This is a genomic window from Microbacterium panaciterrae, from assembly GCF_039541635.1.
Lineage (GTDB): Bacteria > Actinomycetota > Actinomycetes > Actinomycetales > Microbacteriaceae > Microbacterium > Microbacterium panaciterrae.
Map to the genome: position 1 here is coordinate 179,726 of NZ_BAABGP010000008.1, position 18,242 is coordinate 197,967.

General features: G+C 69.9%; 13 protein-coding genes and 1 tRNA gene. 4 read left to right on the top strand and 10 right to left on the bottom strand.

Annotation, left to right across the window (positions count from 1 at the left end; genetic code table 11):
- The first annotated feature begins 20 nt into the window (after positions 1-20).
- From ABD882_RS05820 to ABD882_RS05830, 3 genes are read left to right on the top strand one after another with little or no spacing between them, the layout of a single operon-like run.
- Positions 21-878: an ABC transporter substrate-binding protein gene (locus tag ABD882_RS05820; protein WP_345185256.1), complete on the top strand. Its 858-nt coding sequence runs from the start codon at positions 21-23 to the stop codon at positions 876-878.
- Positions 875-1,741, top strand: coding sequence for an amino acid ABC transporter permease (locus ABD882_RS05825; protein ID WP_345185257.1), 867 nt, complete (start codon positions 875-877; stop codon positions 1,739-1,741). The genes ABD882_RS05820 and ABD882_RS05825 overlap by 4 nt, the downstream gene beginning before the upstream one ends.
- The gene (locus tag ABD882_RS05830) at positions 1,738-2,475 is read left to right on the top strand and encodes an amino acid ABC transporter ATP-binding protein (RefSeq protein ID WP_345185259.1); all 738 of its coding nucleotides are present in this window, start codon (positions 1,738-1,740) and stop codon (positions 2,473-2,475) included. Before ABD882_RS05825 ends, ABD882_RS05830 begins: the two co-directional genes overlap by 4 nt.
- Positions 2,476-2,496: 21 nt before the next feature.
- On the opposite strand, the gene ABD882_RS05835 is transcribed toward ABD882_RS05830, so the two are convergent.
- The 4 genes from ABD882_RS05835 to polA all read right to left on the bottom strand — a co-directional run bounded on the left by ABD882_RS05835 (position 2,497) and on the right by polA (position 8,792).
- Entirely contained in the window at positions 2,497-3,270 is a 774-nt protein-coding gene (locus ABD882_RS05835) for an SGNH/GDSL hydrolase family protein (RefSeq protein WP_345185261.1), read from the bottom strand.
- 52 nt (positions 3,271-3,322) lie between these two features.
- Complete coding sequence (locus ABD882_RS05840; RefSeq protein ID WP_345185262.1) at positions 3,323-4,357, bottom strand: LLM class flavin-dependent oxidoreductase; 1,035 nt, start codon at positions 4,355-4,357, stop codon at positions 3,323-3,325.
- An 84-nt stretch (positions 4,358-4,441) separates the two neighbouring features.
- A complete protein-coding gene (locus ABD882_RS05845) occupies positions 4,442-6,127 on the bottom strand; it encodes a DUF885 domain-containing protein (RefSeq protein WP_345185264.1) in 1,686 nt (561 codons plus the stop codon).
- 31 nt (positions 6,128-6,158) lie between these two features.
- On the bottom strand, positions 6,159-8,792 hold the full coding sequence (polA, locus tag ABD882_RS05850) for a DNA polymerase I (RefSeq protein WP_345185265.1): 2,634 nt from the start codon (positions 8,790-8,792) through the stop codon (positions 6,159-6,161).
- Between the two features lie 116 nt (positions 8,793-8,908).
- Here polA and ABD882_RS05855 point away from each other — a divergent pair, with 116 nt between their 5' ends.
- Entirely contained in the window at positions 8,909-9,286 is a 378-nt protein-coding gene (locus ABD882_RS05855) for a hotdog fold thioesterase (protein WP_345185847.1), read from the top strand.
- 7 nt (positions 9,287-9,293) lie between these two features.
- On the opposite strand, the gene ABD882_RS05860 is transcribed toward ABD882_RS05855, so the two are convergent.
- The 6 genes from ABD882_RS05860 to gltB all read right to left on the bottom strand — a co-directional run bounded on the left by ABD882_RS05860 (position 9,294) and on the right by gltB (position 18,234).
- Complete coding sequence (locus tag ABD882_RS05860) at positions 9,294-9,845, bottom strand: GNAT family N-acetyltransferase (RefSeq protein WP_345185266.1); 552 nt, start codon at positions 9,843-9,845, stop codon at positions 9,294-9,296.
- A gap of 4 nt (positions 9,846-9,849) precedes the next feature.
- A complete protein-coding gene (locus tag ABD882_RS05865) occupies positions 9,850-10,467 on the bottom strand; it encodes an ANTAR domain-containing response regulator (protein ID WP_045252013.1) in 618 nt (205 codons plus the stop codon).
- A 43-nt stretch (positions 10,468-10,510) separates the two neighbouring features.
- Positions 10,511-10,596 (bottom strand) — tRNA-Leu (locus tag ABD882_RS05870).
- An 88-nt stretch (positions 10,597-10,684) separates the two neighbouring features.
- Positions 10,685-12,133, bottom strand: a complete 1,449-nt coding sequence (gene pyk / locus ABD882_RS05875; protein ID WP_345185272.1) for a pyruvate kinase — start codon at positions 12,131-12,133, stop codon at positions 10,685-10,687.
- A 55-nt stretch (positions 12,134-12,188) separates the two neighbouring features.
- Complete coding sequence (locus ABD882_RS05880) at positions 12,189-13,652, bottom strand: glutamate synthase subunit beta (RefSeq protein ID WP_345185274.1); 1,464 nt, start codon at positions 13,650-13,652, stop codon at positions 12,189-12,191.
- Entirely contained in the window at positions 13,645-18,234 is a 4,590-nt protein-coding gene (gltB, locus tag ABD882_RS05885) for a glutamate synthase large subunit (protein ID WP_425563331.1), read from the bottom strand. Before gltB ends, ABD882_RS05880 begins: the two co-directional genes overlap by 8 nt.
- Between the last annotated feature and the right edge of the window lie 8 nt (positions 18,235-18,242).

Genomic DNA, 18,242 nt, shown 5'->3' on the forward strand with positions numbered 1-18,242 from the left:
GCAGCTCTCCAGGAGTCCCCGTGCCCTTCGCTCCCGCCCTCCGGCGTGCCGTGGTCGTCGCCACCGTCGTCGCCGCAGCCCTCTCTCTCGCCGCGTGCAGCGGCTCGTCCTCGACGCCTTCGAGCGATCCCGCCTCCACCGGCGCCGCCCTGCAGACCGTGACCGCGGGCAAGCTCACGATCGCCACGGGGGACCCGGACTACGAGCCCTGGTTCATCAGCAACGACCCGTCCAACGGGAAGGGCTTCGAGTCCGCCGTCGCGCACGCGGTCGCCGCGAAGCTCGGCTACGCGGACAAGCAGATCGTCTGGACCAGGACCGGGTTCGACGCCGCGATCGCGCCGGGGCCGAAAGACTGGGATCTGAACATCCAGCAGTTCTCGATCTCGGACGACCGCAAGAAGGCCGTCGACTTCTCCTCGTCGTACTACACGACCACGCAGGCGGTCGTCGCCGCGAAGGGCACGCCCGCGGCCTCGGCGAAGAGCATCGCGGATCTGAAGAAGGCGAAGATCGGCGTCGCGACCGGCACCACCAGCTACACGGTCGCCAAGGCGCAGATCGGCACCGGCGACCTGGCCGTCTTCAACTCGGTCGACGACGTCGTGCAGGCGCTCAAGGGCGGCCAGATCGACGCGATGATCACGGATCTGCCCGGCGCGTTCTACGTGACCGGCGCGCAGTTCGACAACGGCACGGTCATCGGGCAGTTCGCGGATGACAAGGGCGGCGACCAGTTCGCGTTCGTGCTGCCGAAGGGATCGTCGCTGACCCCCGCCGTCACGAAGGCCGTCGATGCGCTGCGCGCCGACGGCACGCTCGACGGTCTGCAGAAGAAGTGGCTGAGCGAGGCCGTCAACGTGCCTGTCCTGAAGTGACCGGAGTCCCCCTCGAGGCGACGTGGCAGCCGAGCGCGCTCGAGCTGTCCCGTCGCGCACTCCGCCGCAGAGCGACCACCCGGTCGGTGCTCGTCGCGCTCGGGAGCAGCGTCGTGCTCGCGGCGGTGCTGATCCTCTCGGTCGTGAACACCCCCGGGTGGAAGGTCGTGCGCGAGACCTTCTTCGACCCGAAGGTCGCGCTCGCCAGCGTCGGGCCGATCTTCCAGGGCCTGCTGCTGAACCTGCTGGTCCTGGTGATCTCCGCGATCTGCGTCGCGCTGCTCGGCACACTGCTCGCGACGCTGCGTTCGCTGCGCGGGCCCGTGTTCTTCCCGCTGCGGCTCCTCGCCGCCGCCTACACCGACTTCTTCCGCGGCGTCCCGCTGCTGATCGTGCTGTACCTGGTCGGCTTCGGGATCCCGGCGCTCATGATCTTCCCGCGCATGCCCGCGATGTTCTGGGGCACGATCGCCCTCGTCATCAGCTACTCGGCCTATGTCGCGGAGGTGCTCCGCGCCGGCATGGACGCCGTGCACCCGTCGCAGCGGGTCGCCGCACGGTCGCTGGGCCTCACGCACGGCCAAACGCTGCGCATCGTCGTGATCCCGCAGGGCGTGCGCAAGGTCGTCCCCGCGCTGATGAACGACTTCGTGTCGATGCAGAAGGACGTCGGGCTGATCTCGGTGCTCGGCGCGGTCGATGCGGTGCGCGCCGCGCAGCTGCAGGTCGCCGAGACCTTCAACTTCACGCCCTACCTCGTCGCGGGGCTGTTCTTCGTGATCCTCAGCTGGCCGATGATCCGGTTCACGGATGTGGTGACGGCGAGGCTCAACAAGCGCGAGCAGTCCGGAGGCATCGTATGACCGTCCCCGTGATCGAGGCCGTCGGCGTCCGCAAGCGGTTCGGCGACCACGACGTGCTGCGGGGCATCGACCTCGCCGTCGCCCCGCACGAGGTGGTGGTGCTGATCGGCGCGTCCGGCTCGGGCAAGTCGACGCTGCTGCGCACCATGAACCTCATCGAGCGCGTCGACGACGGGCAGATCTTCCTGTCCGGCACCGACATCACCGACCCGCGCGCGGACGCGGACGCGATCCGCGCGCGGATCGGGGTCGTGTTCCAGCACTTCAACCTGTTCCCGCACCTGACCGTGCTGGACAACGTCACGCTCGCCGCACGCTGGGTGCACCGCACCGCGAAGGCCGAGGCCGCAGCCCGCGGGCGCGAACTGCTGACTGCTCTCGGGCTCGGCGACAAGGCCGGCGCCTACCCGGATCGCCTGTCCGGAGGACAGCAGCAGCGCGTGGCGATCGTGCGGGCGATCCTCACAGAACCGGAGCTGCTGCTCCTGGATGAGATCACCAGTGCGCTGGATCCTCAGCTCGTCGGCGAGGTGCTCGATCTGGTGCGCGAACTCAAGAACCGCGGCACGACGATCCTGATGGCGACGCATGAGATGTCGTTCGCGCGCGAGGTCGCCGATCGGGTCGTGTTCCTCAAGGACGGCGTGCTGGTGGAACAGGGGCCGCCGGAGCAGCTCTTCGAGGCGCCGCAGCATCCGGCGACCATCGAATTCCTCTCCCGCGTGCACCGCTGACCCGGGGGCGGGCTCTCCGCCTCAGTCGCCGGCGGAGTCGCGCGGAGCGATCTCGGTCCACTCCCCGAACTTGGGCCGGCGGCCGTCGCCCGAGGACCGGCCGGTGACCCGGCGCCTGATCCACGGTCCCACGTGCCGACGGTAGTACTCGGCCGTTCCCAGCCGCTCGTCCTCCGGCAGCGTCGCCGCGTTCCACCATTCGGCGGGCGCGCCCGCGCCGACCGCGTCCAGCACCCGCGCGGCGACCCGGTGGTGGCCGTTCGCGTTCATGTGCAGACGGTCCTCGGCCCAGTACACGGGCTTGCTGAGCTCCCGATCCGGCCAGTTCAGCGCCTGGATCACATCCGGGCGGTCCTGGATCCGTCGCAGCACGGCGGCGGAGAGCTCGTCCCCGCGCCGCTGGATCAGGGACGCGAGCGGCAGCCCTGCCGAGGGATTGGCGCCGGAGAGCACGATGAGGGTCGCGCCGGCTTCATCGCAGCGCCGCAGCACGCGCGAGAACGCGTCGGCGATGTGCTCGATGTCGGCGCGCGGACGCAGCATGTCGTTGCCGCCCGCGTTGAACGACAAGTGCGTCGGCCTGAGCGCCAGCGCCGGCTCGAGCTGCTGCTCGACGACGGGCCAGGCCAGACGCCCGCGGATCGCGAGGTTCGCGTACGCGATCGACTCGCCGCGCGCGTCCGCCCAGCCCTGCGCGGCGATGTCCGCCCACCCGCGCACCGATCCGTCGGGCAGCTCGTCCCCGACCCCCTCGCTGAACGAGTCTCCGATAGCGACGAAGCGAACCGCGGTCATCCCTTCAGCCTACGATGCCGCAGGCCGCGGGGCCGCCGCCCGCACCCGGACGTCAGTCGTCCGCGAGCAGCCTCCGCACGCGCGGGATGACCTCGGTGCCGTATAGCTCGATGCTGCGCATCAGCGCCTCGTGCGGCATCGACCCGGTGGCGTATTTGAGGTCGAAGCGCCCCACGCCCAGCGTCCGGACCGTGTCGGCGATCTTCGCGGCGACCCGCTCGGGCGACCCGGCGTACACGGCGCCCGCCGGGCCGACCTCGTTCTGGAACTGGGCCCGGCTGTAACCGGTACCCCAGCCGCGCTCGGCGCCGATGGTGTTGCGCATCGTCTCGAAGCCCGGGTAGGCCGTGGACCACGCCTCCTCGTCCGTGTCGGCGATGTGCCCCGGCGAATGCACGGCGATTGGCAGCGCCGGGTTCCCGAACGCGGTGACGGAGCGGTGGTACAGATCGACGAACGGGCGGAATCGCGCGGCCGAGCCTCCGATGATCGCGAGCATGAGGCCGAGACCGTGCCGCGCGACGCGCACGACCGATTCCGGCGATCCTCCGACGCCCACCCAGGCCCGCATCCCGTTCTCGGTCTTCGGGAAGACGTCCACGTTCTCCAGAGGAGAGCGGAGGGTGCCCTGCCAGGTCACCGGCTCCTCCTTGAGCAGCTCGACAAGGAGCTCGAGCTTCTCCTCGAAGAGGCGGTCGTAGTCGCGCAGGTCGTATCCGAACAGCGGGAAGGATTCGGTGAAGGATCCGCGCCCCAGGACGACCTCGGCGCGACCGCCGGAGAGCGCGTCGAGCGTGGCAAAGCGTTCGTAGACGCGCACGGGGTCATCGGAGCTCAGCACCGTCACGGCCGTGCCGAGGCGCAGGCGCTCCGTGCGCGACGCGATCGCGGCGAGCACCATCTCCGGGCTCGACACCGCGAAGTCGCGGCGGTGGTGCTCCCCCACCCCGATGAAGTCGACACCGACCCAGTCGGCGAGTGCCGCCTGCTCGACGATGTTGCGGATCGTCTGCGCGCCGCTGAGCGGCTTCCCGTCCTCGCCGACGGTGATGTCCCCGAATGTGTCCAGTCCGAACTCGATGTTCATCCCGACCCCTTTTCTATTCACCTGAATGAACTGAGGAGGGGCCGCGGACATTCCCACGACCCCTCCTGCGACCTCCGCGGGCGCTCAGCCGACCTGGAAGACGGAGCGCAGGGTGTCCAGTCCCACGCCGCCCAGGTCGAGGGCGCGCTTGTGGAACACCTTGATGTCGAAGCCGTCGCCTTCGCGAGCCTTGACGGCGTCGCGCACCTGCTCCCAGATCCGCTGACCGACCTTGTAGGACGGCGCCTGGCCCGGCCAGCCGAGGTAGCGGTTCACCTCGAACTGGCGGAACTCGTCGGACATGTTCACGTTGCGACGCATCATGTCGAGGGCGTAGTCGTGGTCCCAGACGCCTTCGCCGTCGAGCCGCGGCTTGCCCAGGTGCACGCCGATGTCGAGCACGACGCGCAGCGCGCGCATGCGCTGCCCGTCGAGCATGCCCAGCCGGTCGGCCGGGTCGTCGAGGTAGCCGAGCTGCGCCATCAGCCGTTCGGCGTACAGCGCCCAGCCCTCGGCGTGCCCCGACGTGCCCGCGAGCACTCGGCGCCAGGTGTTCAGCTCTGCGCGGTTGTACGTCGCCTGCGCGATCTGCAGATGATGTCCCGGCACGCCCTCGTGGTAGACGGTCGTGAGCTCACGCCACGTGTCGAACTCGGTGACGCCTTCGGGCACCGACCACCACATCCGGCCTGGGCGCGAGAAGTCGTCGGTCGGACCGGTGTAGTAGATCCCGCCCTCCTGCGTCGGCGCGATCATGCACTCGAGCTCGCGGATCTGCTCCGGGATGTCGAAGTGCGAGGCCCCGAGTTCGGCGATCGCGCGGTCGCTGGTCTCCTGCATCCAGCGCTGCAGCGCCTCGGTCCCGACGAGCTTGCGGGACGGATCCGCCTCCAGATGCGCGACGGCCTCCTCGACGGTGGATCCGGGCAGGATCTCGTTCGCGATCGCGGTCTGCTCGGCGACCATCCGCGCCAGTTCCTCGCGACCCCACTCATAGGTCTCGTCGAGGTCGATCGTCGCGCCGAGGAAACGCCGCGAGGCGAGCGCGTAGAGATCGCGCCCCACCGCGTCCTGCTCTCCGGCCACCGGCGCCAGCTCGGCGCTCAGGAAGGTGCGCAGGCCGTCGTAGGCCACGCGGGCCGCCGCGGAGCGATCCGCGAGATCACGCGCGAGGCTGGCGGGCAGCTGACCCTCGTCCGGATCCGCCTCCGCGACGAAGGAGGCGAAGAAGCCGTCGTCGGCGGTGTACCGCGCGATCTGCGTGGCGACCTCGACGACCTGGCGACGGGCCGGCACCACGCCCTGGGCGATGCCCTCGCGGAGCGTCGCGACGTAGCCCTCGATCGCGGCGGGGACCGCGCCGAGCCGCTCGGCGATCACGCTCCAGTCGTCGGCCGTCGCGGTGGGCATGAGATCGAACGCCTGGCGCACGTCCTGCGCGGCCGAGGCGATGACGTTCAGGTCGCGCAGATGCCACCGGGCGTCGTGCTGCTCGAGCGAGAGCCGCAGCTCGGCGGACAGGTCGGTCTGGGTCACCCGGTCGATCTCGTCGACCGGGTCCTGCGCGTCGAGCTCGGCGAGCACCCGGCGGGTCTCCGCGATCGCGCGCTCATGGCCGTCGGGGCTGAAGTCGTCGAGGCGCGCGTTGACCTCGTTGCGGCCGATGTAGGTGCCGAGGATCGGTGAGATCTCGGTGAGGGTGTCGACCCAGCCTTCGGCGATCTGGTCGATGGCGGAGGGCGTGCGCGTCGTGGGCTGCTCTGCGGTCATCCCCCGAGCCTAACCACAGGACCGCCCCGCGTCAGTGCGCCGCCTCGTTCCAGTCGGCGCCGCGGCCCACCTGCACATCGAGCGGCACCGAGAGATCAGCGGCTCCAGCCATGCGGTCGCGGACGATGCGCTCCGTGGCGTCCCACTCCCCCGGGGCGACCTCCACGACGAGCTCATCGTGGATCTGCAGCAGCACGCGGGACGAGAGCCCCTGCGCGAGCAGGTCGGCGTGGATCCGGAACAGCGCGATCTTCATGATGTCGGCGGCGCTGCCCTGGATGGGCGCGTTCAGGGCAGCCCGCTCGGCGTTCTCGCGGAGCACGCGGTTCGGGCTCGCGAGGTCGGGGAAGGGTCGGCGACGCCCGAAGATCGTCTCGGTGTAGCCGACCTCCTTGGCCGCGATCACGGAGGCGCGCAGGTAGTCGCGCACCGCGCCGAACCGCGCGAAGTACTCCATCATCAGCTGCTTCGCCTCGGACTGCTCGATGCGCAGCTGCTTCGACAGGCCGAACGCGCTGAGCCCGTAGACCAGGCCGTACGACATCGCCTTCACCTTGGTGCGCATCGCGGAGCTGACCTCCTCCGGCTCCACGCCGAACACCCGCGCACCCACGAAGCGGTGCAGATCCTCACCCGAGTTGAACGCCTCGATCAGACCCGCGTCACGGCTGAGATGCGCCATGATCCGCATCTCGATCTGCGAGTAGTCCGCGGTGAGCAGGGTCTCGTAGCCCTCGCCGACCTGGAAGGCGCTGCGGATCCGCCGCGACTCCTCCGTGCGCACCGGGATGTTCTGCAGGTTCGGGTCGGTGCTGGAGAGCCGGCCGGTCTGGCTGCCGGTCTGCACGTAGGTGGTGTGCACGCGGTGATCCGCACGGATCGCCACGTCGAGCGACTCGATGATCTGGCGGAGCTTGGTGGCCTCGCGGTGCTGCAGCAGCAGGTCGAGGAACGGGTGCGGGTTGCTCTCCTGCAGATCGACCAGCACCGCGGCGTCGGTGGAGTATCCGGTCTTCGTCTTGCGCGTCTTGGGCAGTTCGAGGTCTTCGAACAGCACCTCCTGCAGCTGCTTCGGCGAGCCGAGGTTGACCTCGCGCCCGATGATCTCGAACGACTCCGCCGCGATCGAAGACGCGCGCTCGCCCAGCTCCTGCGAGAAGCCGGACAGGATCTCATGCGAAACGGCGACCCCGGCCAGCTCCATGTCGGCGAGCGCCATCAGCGTCGGCAGCTCGATCTCGCGGAGCACCCGGTCCACATCCTCGGGCACGTCGGCGCGCAGGGCTGCCGCCACGCGCGCCGCGAACCAGGCCAGCTGGGCCGGCGATGCTCCCTCGGTCTCCGGAACCAGCTGGGTCGGATCCGCCTCGGGCAGCTTCTCCCCCAGATAGCGGTCGACGAGGTCGGCGAGGCTCTTGTCCGGGTAGCTGGGGCGCAGCAGCCAGCCCGCCAGGTTCGTGTCGTAGGCGAGCCCGCCGAGGCGCACACCCGCCGTCCGCAGCGCCTTCACCTGCGGCTTGGCATCGTGCAGAACCTTCGGCGCGTCCGACGCGAGCCAGTCGCTCAGCGCGGCCTGCACCCCCGGCGCCCACGAGAGTTCGACCAGGTCGTCGCCGTGGGCGAGCCCGACGCGCTGGGGCAGACCGCCGGAGACGGTGACCTCGACCGCGACCTCGCCGGTCGCGGCCTCCAGCCACGCGGCCACGCCGTCGGCGGCGAGCTCGCCCGCGGCAGGGAGCGCGACCGTGGCGGAGCCGTCTTCCTCCGGCGCGTCCTCCCCCACAGCCTCGAACACGCGGGGCAGGAGCGTGCGGAACTCCAGACGGGCGAAGATGTCGCGCACCGCCTGCGCGTCCATCGGGGTCACGGCGAGATCGGCGGGACCCACGGGAAGCTCGACGTCCTGCAGGAGCCGGTTCAGTCTGCGGTTGCGACGGACGTCGTCGATGTGGTCGCGGAGGTTGCCGCCCACCACGCCCTTGATCTCGCCGGACCGTTCCAGCAGCTCGTCGAGCGTGCCGAACTGGGTGAGCCACTTGACCGCGGTCTTCTCGCCCACCTTCGGCACCCCGGGCAGGTTGTCGCTGGTCTCGCCCACGAGGGCGGCGATGTCGGGGTACTGCTCGGGCCGCACGCCGTAGCGCTCCTGCACCGTCACAGGGTCGTAGCGCTTCAGCTGGGACACGCCCTGCACGTTCGGGTAGAGCAGGGTGACCTCGTCGTTCACGAGCTGGATGGTGTCGCGGTCGCCGGAGACGACGAGCACGTCGAAGCCCTGCGCGGATCCCTGCGCGGCGAGCGTGGCGAGGATGTCGTCGGCCTCGATCCCCTCCTTCATCAGCACCGGGATCGACATCGCGGCCAGGCAGTCCTGCAGCAGCGGGATCTGGCCGCGGAACTCCGACGGGGTCTCGGAGCGGGTCGCCTTGTACTCCGGGTACACATCCGTGCGGAACGAGTGACGCGAGGTGTCGAAAGCGATCGCCAGATGAGTAGGCCGCTCGGCCTTGATCAGGTTCACCAGCATCGACAGGAAGCCGTAGATGGCGTTCGTGTGCTGGTTGTCCTTGGTCGTGAAGTTCTCGACCGGGAGGGCGAAGAACGCCCGGTAGGCGAGCGAATGGCCGTCGACGACCATGAGGGTAGGCTTTACGGAGTCCGTCACACTGCCAGCCTAACGATCACCGCGGACATCGAAACGAGGAGGTCCGGGTGAGCGAACCGGCGGATGCGCACACCGCGCGGACGAGCCCTGGATTGGACTGGGCGACCGAGCGCGGAATGGGCGCGCTGGCGGAGAAGATGGGCCTGCGCTTCACCGAGTTCTCCGTGCAGCGCTGCGTCGGAACGATGCCCGTCGAGGGCAACACCCAGCCCGTCGGCCTGATGCACGGCGGCGCCTACGTGGTGCTCGGCGAATCGCTCGGCTCCATGGCCGCGAACCTGCACGCCGGCCCCGGCCGTCTCGCCGTGGGGGTCGACATCAACGCCACGCACACGCGCTCCGCGACCAGCGGGATCGTCACCGGCGTCTGCACCCCGGTCCATCTCGGCCGCAGCATCACGGTGCACGAGATCGCGATCAGCGACGAGAAGGGCCGGCGCTGCTCGACGATCCGGATCACGAACATGATCAAGGACCTGCCCGCCGGACGCTGACCGCCGGTCAGAGGGTCTCGTCGACCGGATCCTCCAGGATCCGCTGGAACAGCAGATGGTCCTGCCACTGGCCTGCGATCCGCAGATAGCGGGGCGCCTGGCCGATCTCGGCGAATCCGGTGGTTGCGAGCACACGCTGCGAGGCGATGTTGTGCACGAGCGTCGCCGCCTGCAGGCGGTGCAGCCCGAGATCGTCGCGGGCCTGGACGCTCACCGCGGCGACCGCCCGGCGCATGATGCCGCGCCCCGCGATCGCGCCGTCGATCCAGTAGCCCAGATGCGCGCTCCAGAACGCGCCGCGCACGATGTCGCTGAGGTTCACCCGCCCGACGAGGCGCCCGCGATCGTCCGTGAGCACGTAGGCCGCGGTGCGGCCGTCCGCGGCATCCTGCAGCGTGCGGGTGACGAGCTCGTCCTGGCGCTGGGTCGTGTAGTAGTCCTCACGTCGCGTGGGCTCCCATGGCGCGAGATGCGCGCGGTTGCGCGTGTACGCCGCGGCGAGCTCTGCGCCGTCACCGGCCAGGAGCGGGCGGAGCAGGATCCCGTCGCCGAGATCCATGCCCTTACTTCTTGGGCGCGAGCTGCTCGATGATCGCCTTCGCCACGTCCTGCATGGTGAGACGGCGATCCATCGACGCCTTCTGGATCCAGCGGAACGCCTCGGGCTCGCTCAGGCCCATCTTCTCGTTGAGCAGGCCCTTGGCCCGGTCGACGAGCTTGCGGGTCTCGAAGCGCTCGACCATGTCGGCGACCTCGGCCTCGAGCGTGATGATCTGCTCGTGCCGGGCGAGGGCGATCTCGATCGCCGGGAGCAGATCGTTCGGGGTGAACGGCTTCACGACGTACGCGAGGGCGCCGGCCTCGCTGGCGCGCTCGACGAGTTCCTTCTGGCTGAAGGCCGTCAGGAGCACGACGGGGGCGATGTTGCCCTTGTGCAGCTTCTCGGCGGCGCTGATGCCGTCCAGCTGCGGCATCTTCACGTCCATGATCACGAGGTCGGGACGCAGCTCGGTGGCCAGCTGCACCGCCGTCTCGCCGTCACCGGCCTCTCCGACGACGTCGAAGCCGTTGTCGCGGAGGATCTCGACGATGTCGAGGCGGATCAGCGACTCGTCCTCGGCGACGACCACGCGTCGCGGAGCGGACGAGGCGGGCTGCTCAGGCTGCTGCTCTTCAGTCACGGATCCATCCTAACGGAACGCGTTCATGGATCAGTCGACCCGCTGGTGCCGGCGGTGGGACTCGAACCCACACGTCCTTTCGGACAAAGCATTTTGAGTGCTCCGCGTCTGCCATTCCGCCACGCCGGCCCGGAACGACTGTACCGTACGACCGCTCAGGGCTCCGCGGACACGACGAAGGGGCCGATCCCCGCAGGAACCGGCCCCTTCGTTCGCGTTATTGCTTCGCCTGGTACGCGGGAGCGGCGCCGCTGGCGGCGTCTCCCACCCGGTGGATGCGAAGGTCGTTCGTGGAGCCGATGATCCCGGGAGGGGATCCGGAGATCACCACGACCTTGTCGCCTTCCTTCGCCAGGCCCGAGCCGAGCAGATGCTCGTCGACCTGGTGATACATCATATCGGTGTGCGTCACCATGTCGACGAGGGTCGTGCGGATGCCCCAGCTGACGGCCAGACGGCGGCGGATGCCGGGATCCGGCGTGTACGCCAGCATCGGGATGCGCGAGCGCAGCCGGCTCAGGCGCCGGGCCGAGTCGCCGGACTGGGTGAACACGCAGAGGAACTTCGCCTCCACGAACTCGGCGACCTCGAGCGCGGCCAGCGTGATCGCGCCGCCCTGCGTGCGCGGCTTGGTGGTGAGCGGGTGGATCCGCTCCAGGCCGTGATCCTCGGTCGACTCGATGATGCGCGCCATCGTCTCCACGACGATGACCGGGTACTCCCCCACGCTGGTCTCGCCCGAGAGCATGACCGCGTCGGCGCCGTCGAGGACGGCGTTGGCCACGTCGGAGGTCTCCGCGCGGGTCGGCACCGGGCTGGAGATCATCGACTCGAGCATCTGCGTCGCGACGATGACGGGCTTCGCCATGCGGCGGGCGAGCTCGACCGCTTGCTTCTGCACGATCGGCACAGCCTCGAGTGGCAGTTCGACGCCGAGGTCGCCGCGGGCGACCATGATGCCGTCGAACGCGTCGACGATCTCCTCGAGCGCATCGACGGCCTGCGGCTTCTCGATCTTGGCGATGACGGGGACGCGCACGCCCTCCTCCGCCATGATCTCGTGCACGCGGTCGACGTCCTCGGCGTTGCGCACGAAGGAGAGCGCGATCAGGTCGGCCCCGATCCGCAGGCCCCAGCGCAGGTCGTCCTCGTCCTTCTTGCTCAGCGCGGGAACGCTGACGGCGACACCGGGAAGGTTGATGCCCTTGTTGTTCGAGACGGTGCCGGCCACGACCACGCGCGTCGTGACGACGGTGCCGTCGGTCTCGACGACCTCGACGCGGACCTTGCCGTCGTCGATGAGGAGGAAGTCACCCGCCTTGACGTCCTGCGGGAGGCCCTTGAACGTCGTGCCGCAGATGTCCTTGGTGCCGAGGATGTCGTCGGTGGTGATCTTGAAGATGTCGCCCACGGCGAGGTCGTGCGGTCCGTCGGCGAACTTGCCCAGGCGGATCTTCGGGCCCTGCAGGTCGACCAGGATCGCGACGGCGCGGCCGGAGTCCTCTGCGGCGCGGCGCACGTTCGCGTAGTTGTTCTCGTGCACGGAGTAGTCCCCGTGGCTCAGGTTCAGTCGGGCGACGTCGACGCCCGCGTCGATAAGAGCCCGCACCGTCTCATACGTCGAGGTGGCGGGGCCAAGAGTAGCCACGATTTTGGCACGTCTCAATGCGTTCTCCGAGTGTCTCAGGGGGTGGGTGATCGGCCACGTTGCCGGGTTCAGCCTACGCGGGCTGAACTCCGATCGCGACATCTGACGGGCGGACGGGCGCGGGCAGGACGGTCTCGCCCATCAGGTGGCGATCGACCGCGGCGGCCGCGGCGCGGCCCTCGGCGATGGCCCACACGATGAGCGACTGACCCCGGCCGGCATCGCCCGCCACGAACACGCCCGGCACGGTCGAGGCGTAGTCCTCGTCACGGCGGAAGCCCCCGCGCTCGCTGCGCTGCGGACCGTCGTCGCCGTAGGCCTCGTACTCCGGGCCTGTGAAGCCCATCGCGATGAGGACCAGATCGGCGGGGATCTCCCGCTCGGTGCCGCTGCGCGGCACGCGCCGCCCGTCGACGAATTCGGTCTCGGCGATGCGCAGCGCGCGCACCTCGCCTGCCGCGTTGCCGAGGAACTCGACGGTGGAGGCGAGGTACATGCGCTCCCCGCCCTCCTCGTGCGCGGACTGCACCTCGAACACGGTCGGCATCATGGGCCACGGCTGGTGCTCGGGGCGACCGGACGACGGCTGCCGGCCGATCGCGAGGTTCGTCACGCTGAGCGCGCCCTGACGGTGCGCCGTGCCGATGCAGTCGGCGCCGGTGTCGCCGCCGCCGATGACGATGACGTGCTTGCCCTCCGCCGAGATCTGGTTCGCGATCGGGTCCCCCGCGACGGCCTTGTTCGACTCGACGAGGTACTCCATGGCGAAGTGCACGCCGTCCAGGTCGCGGCCGGGGATCGCGAGATCGCGAGGCAGCGTGGATCCGGTCGCGATCACGACGGCGTCGTAGCGGGCGCGCAGATCGGCCCAGGAGATGTCGGTGCCGATGCTCACACCGGCGCGGAAGCGGGTGCCCTCCTCGGACATCTGCCGCAGCCGCGCGTCCAGGTGCGACTTCTCCATCTTGAAGTCCGGGATGCCGTAGCGCAGCAGACCGCCGATGCGGTCGTCGCGCTCGAACACGGCGACGGTGTGCCCGGCGCGCGTGAGCTGCTGTGCGGCGGCGAGCCCGGCAGGACCGGATCCGACGACGGCCACGGTCTTGCCGGTGAGGCGCGCGGGGGGCTGCGCCTCGACCCAGCCCGACGCGAACGCCTCATCGATGACCGAGACCTCGATCTGCTTGATCGTGACGGCCGGCTGGTTGATGCCGAGCACGCACGCGCTCTCGCAGGGCGCCGGGCACAGCCGCCCGGTGAACTCCGGGAAGTTGTTCGTGGCGTGCAGCCGATCGATCGCGGCGCGGGATTCGCCGCGCCAGGTCAGGTCGTTCCACTCCGGGATGAGGTTGCCGAGCGGGCAGCCCTGGTGGCAGAACGGCACTCCGCAGTCCATGCAGCGGCCCGCCTGACGGCGCAGCACCGCGGCGTCGCCCGGCTCGTACACCTCTTTCCAGTCCATGATGCGGACCGGGATCGGCCGTCGTGCGGGGAGCTCGCGCTCCGTGACGGTCAGAAAGCCCTTGGGATCAGCCACCGGTCACCTCCAGGATGCGGGTCCAGACAATGGAGCCGTCGGGGTCGATCCCCTCGGCCTCGGCCTCCGCGCGGGCGCGCAGCACGGCTGCGTAGTCCCGCGGGAGGATCTTCGTGAAGGAGGCGGCGAACGCGTCGTCGGCGAGGATCTCGGCCGCGAGGGCGGATCCGGTGCGCTCGACGTGCTGCGAGAGCAGCTCGCGCAGCTCCTGCGTGTCCACCTCGTCGAGCGGGAGGAGCTCGAGCTCCCCCGTCTCGAGGGCGAGCGGGTTGACCCGTTCGGTGCGCAGCCCTCGCACGTAGGCGATCCCGCCGGACATCCCGGCGCCGAGGTTGCGCCCGGTGTCGCCGAGGATGACCGCGACGCCTCCGGTCATGTACTCCAGCGCGTGGTCTCCGACACCTTCGGCGACCGCGGTCGCGCCGGAATTGCGCACCAGGAACCGCTCGCCGACGACGCCGGCGATGTGGATGGTGCCGCTGGTGGCGCCATAGCCGATGACGTTGCCCGCGATCACGTTGAGGTGCGACACGAACGTCGCGTCGCGGTGCGGACGGATCGAGACCTCACCGCCGGAGAGTCCCTTGCCGACGTAGTCGTTGGCGTCGCCTTCGAGCCGCAGCGAGATGCCGCGCGGAAGGAAGGCGCCGAGCGACTGACCCGCCGTGCCGTGCAGCGCGATGTCGATCGTGCCGTCCGGCAGACCGTCGGCGCCGTGCCGTGTCGTCACCGCGTGGCCGAGCATCGTGCCGACGGCGCGCTCCGTGTTGCGGATCGGCAGGTCGAACGAGATCGGCATGCCGAGCTCGATCGCCTCGCGAGCAGCCTCCAGCAGCGGTGCGTCGAAGTGCTTGCCCAGCTCGTGGTCCTGCGGGCGGCCGCTGCGACGCGGCTCATCCGCGGGGAACGCCGGGCCCTGGAGCATCGGGGTGAGATCGAGCCCGTCCGCCTTCCAGTGCCGGATCGCCGCGTCGGTGCGCAGCAGATCCGCGCGTCCCACGATCTCCTCGAGGCGGCGGAACCCGAGCGCGGCAAGGTGCTCGCGCACCTCTTCGGCGATGAACTCCATGAAGTTCACCACGAACTCGGGCTTGCCGGTGAAGCGCTCGCGCAGCACCGGGTTCTGCGTGGCGACGCCCACCGGGCAGGTGTCCAGGTGGCACACCCGCATCATGATGCAGCCGCTCACCACGAGGGGGGCCGTGGCGAAGCCGAACTCCTCGGCGCCGAGAAGCGCGCCGATGATGACGTCGCGACCGGTCTTCAGCTGTCCGTCGACCTGCACCACGACGCGGTCGCGCATGCCGTTCAGCATGAGCGTCTGCTGCGTCTCGGCGAGGCCCAGCTCCCACGGCGTGCCGGCGTGCTTGAGCGAGTTCAGCGGGCTCGCCCCGGTGCCGCCGTCGTGTCCGGAGACAAGGATGACGTCGCTGAGCGCCTTCGCCACACCGGCCGCGACCGCGCCGATGCCGGACTGGCTCACCAGCTTGGTGTGGATCCGGGCGTTCGGGTTGGCGCGCTTGAGGTCGAAGATGAGCTGCTTGAGGTCTTCGATCGAGTAGATGTCGTGATGCGGTGGCGGGGAGATGAGGCCGACGCCGGGCGTCGCGTGCCGGGTGCGCGCGATCCACGGGTACACCTTCTGCGGCGGCAGCTGGCCGCCCTCGCCGGGCTTGGCGCCCTGGGCGAGCTTGATCTGGAGGTCGTCGGCCTGCGTGAGGTACTGGCTGGTGACGCCGAACCGCCCTGACGCGACCTGCTTGATCGCGCTGCGCCGCTCGGGATCGACCAGGCGCTCCGGATCCTCGCCGCCCTCACCGGTGTTCGACTTCGCGCCGAGGCTGTTCATCGCGATCGCGAGAGTCTCGTGCGCCTCGCGGGAGATCGAACCGTAGCTCATCGCACCGGTCGAGAAGCGCTTCACGATCGACGCCACCGACTCGACCTCGTCGATCGGCACGGGGGGACGCTCTCCCGTGCGCAGCTCGAACAGGCCGCGCAGGGTTTTCAGCTCCTTGGCCTGATCGTCGACGAGCTGCGTGTATTCGCGGAACACGTCGTACCGGCGCGTGCGCGTCGAATGCTGCAGCCGGAACACCGTCTCCGGGTTGAACAGGTGCGGGGATCCGTCACGCCGCCACTGGTACTCGCCGCCGGTCCAGAGCCGCTCGTGCGCGCGCGCCGCGGCGTCCTCCGGATAGGCGAAGTCGTGGCGTGCCTGGTTCTCGGCGAACACGTCCTCGATGCCGATGCCGCCGAGCTTGGTCTCGGTGCCGGTGAAGTAGGCGTCGATGAACTCGTGGCTGAGCCCCACGGCCTCGAACACCTGCGCGCCGGCGTAGGAGCCGACCGTCGAGATGCCCATCTTCGACATGATCTTCAGCACGCCCTTGCCGAGCGCGTAGATGAGGTTGCGGACCGCCTTCTCCGGCTCGATCCCCGTGATGTAGCCGGTGCGCACCAGGTGCTCGACCGTCTCCATGGCCAGATACGGGTTCACGGCGGAGGCGCCGAAGCCGATGAGGGTCGCGACGTGGTGCACCTCGCGGACGTCGCCCGCCTCCACGATCAGCCCGACCTTCATCCGGTCCTCGCGGCGGATGAGGTGGTGGTGCACCGCCGAGAGCATCAGCAGCGAGGGGATCGGGACGAGGTCCTTGTTCGAGTCGCGGTCGCTGAGGATGATCAGCTCCGCGCCCGCCTCGATGGCCGCGTCGACCTCCGCGCACATCTCGTCGAGGCGCTCGGCCAGCGAGTGCGGGCCGGCGTCGAAGTGGTAGAGACCGCGGATCGTCGCGCTGGAGCGCTCCGGCAGCACCCGGTCGATGTGCCGGAGCTTCGCGAGCTCGTCGTTGTCGATCACGGGGAAGTCGAGCATGATCGTGCGCGCGTGATCCGGGCCCCAGCTCAGCAGGTTGCGCTCGGGACCGACGCTCAGCGCGAGATTGGTGACGACCTCCTCGCGGATCGCGTCGAGAGGCGGGTTCGTGACCTGGGCGAACTGCTGCACGAAATAGTCGAAGAGCAGGCGCGGACGCTCGGAGAGCACCGCGATCGGGGTGTCGCTGCCCATGGCGCCGAGCGGCTCGGCGCCGTTCTGCCCCATCGGGGTGAGCAGGATCCGCACCTCCTCCTCGGTGTATCCGAAGGTGCGCTGACGGCGGGTGATCGAGGCGACCGGGTGCACGATGTGCTCGCGCTCGGGAAGGTCGGCGAGGCGCACGCGCCCCTCGTCCAGCCACTCCTGCCACGGGTGCAGGGCGGCGAGGTCGCGCTTGACCTCCTCGTCCTCGACGATGCGGCGCTGCGCCGTGTCGACGACGAACATCGTGCCGGGCTGCAGCCGTCCGCGGCGCTTGATCCGCTCCGGGGCGAACTCCAGCACGCCGGTCTCGCTGCCGATCACGATGAGGCCGTCGGTCGTCTCGGTCCAGCGGCCCGGGCGCAGGCCGTTGCGGTCGAGCGTGGCGCCGACGACGGTGCCGTCGGTGAAGATCAGGGCGGCCGGACCGTCCCACGGCTCCATCTGGTTGGCGTGGTACTCGTAGAACGAGCGCAGCCCGGGATCCAGATCCAGCTGGCGCTCCCACGCGGCGGGCACCATCATCATCACGGCGTGCGGCAGGCTGCGGCCGGTGAGGGTGAGCAGCTCGAGGACCTCGTCGAACGAGGCCGAGTCGCTGGCCCCGGTGGTGCAGATCGGCAGCAGCGGCCGGATGTCGCCGAGCAGCTCGGACTCCAGCTGGGACTGGCGGGCCCGCATCCAGTTGCGGTTGCCGCCGACGGTGTTGATCTCGCCGTTGTGCGCGAGCATGCGCAGCGGCTGCGCGAGCGGCCAGGACGGGAAGGTGTTGGTGGAGTAGCGCGAGTGCACGACGGCGAGCTCGGAGGCGAACCGCTCGTCCTGCAGATCCGGGTAAAACGGCTCGAGCTGCAGGGTCGTCACCATGCCCTTGTACCCGAGCGTGCGGGCCGACAGCGAGACGAAGTAGGCGTCGAGTTCATGTCCCGCGCGCTTGCGCAGCCGGTACGCGACGCGGTCCAGGGCGATGCCGGACAGCGCCGGGGCGGATGCGGCCGCGGGACGGGAGACGAACAGCTGCTCGAACGCCGGGCGTGCCTCGTCGGCGAGCTTGCCGAGGTGCTGGTTCGCGGTGGGCACCTCGCGCCAGCCCAGGACCGTGAGGCCCTCCTGCGCCGCGATCTTCTCGATCCCGGCCTTCTGCATGCGCCGCGCCCGCGAGTCCAGGGGCAGGAACGCGAGTCCGGCGGCGTACTCGCCGACCGGCGGCAGGTCGAAGGCGACCACCGCGCGCAGGAAGGCGTCCGGCATCTGGGTCAGGATGCCCGCCCCGTCGCCGGTTCCCGCGTCGGAGCCGATCGCACCGCGGTGCTCCAGGTTGCGCAGCGCCTCGAGGGCCAGCGCGATGATGTCATGGCCCGGCTCGCCGCGGAGCGTGGCGACCATCGCCAGACCGCAGGCGTCCTTTTCGAACGCGGGGTTGTACATGCCCTGGCGCTCCGGGAAGCCCTGACCGGGAACGGTGCGGGCGGGGTCGCTGAACGAATGGCTCGATGCCATGGCTACCG

Bases quoted from the DNA above. Each gene is read 5' to 3' on its own strand.
- ABD882_RS05835 (WP_345185261.1), bottom strand. From the start codon at position 3,270: ATGACCGCGGTTCGCTTCGTCGCTATCGGAGACTCGTTCAGCGAGGGG.
- ABD882_RS05830 (WP_345185259.1), top strand. From the start codon at position 1,738: ATGACCGTCCCCGTGATCGAGGCCGTCGGCGTCCGCAAGCGGTTCGGC.
- ABD882_RS05860 (WP_345185266.1), bottom strand. From the start codon at position 9,845: ATGGATCTCGGCGACGGGATCCTGCTCCGCCCGCTCCTGGCCGGTGAC.
- ABD882_RS05855 (WP_345185847.1), top strand. From the start codon at position 8,909: ATGGGCGCGCTGGCGGAGAAGATGGGCCTGCGCTTCACCGAGTTCTCC.
- ABD882_RS05840 (WP_345185262.1), bottom strand. From the start codon at position 4,357: ATGAACATCGAGTTCGGACTGGACACATTCGGGGACATCACCGTCGGC.
- ABD882_RS05845 (WP_345185264.1), bottom strand. From the start codon at position 6,127: ATGACCGCAGAGCAGCCCACGACGCGCACGCCCTCCGCCATCGACCAG.
- gltB (WP_425563331.1), bottom strand. From the start codon at position 18,234: ATGGCATCGAGCCATTCGTTCAGCGACCCCGCCCGCACCGTTCCCGGT.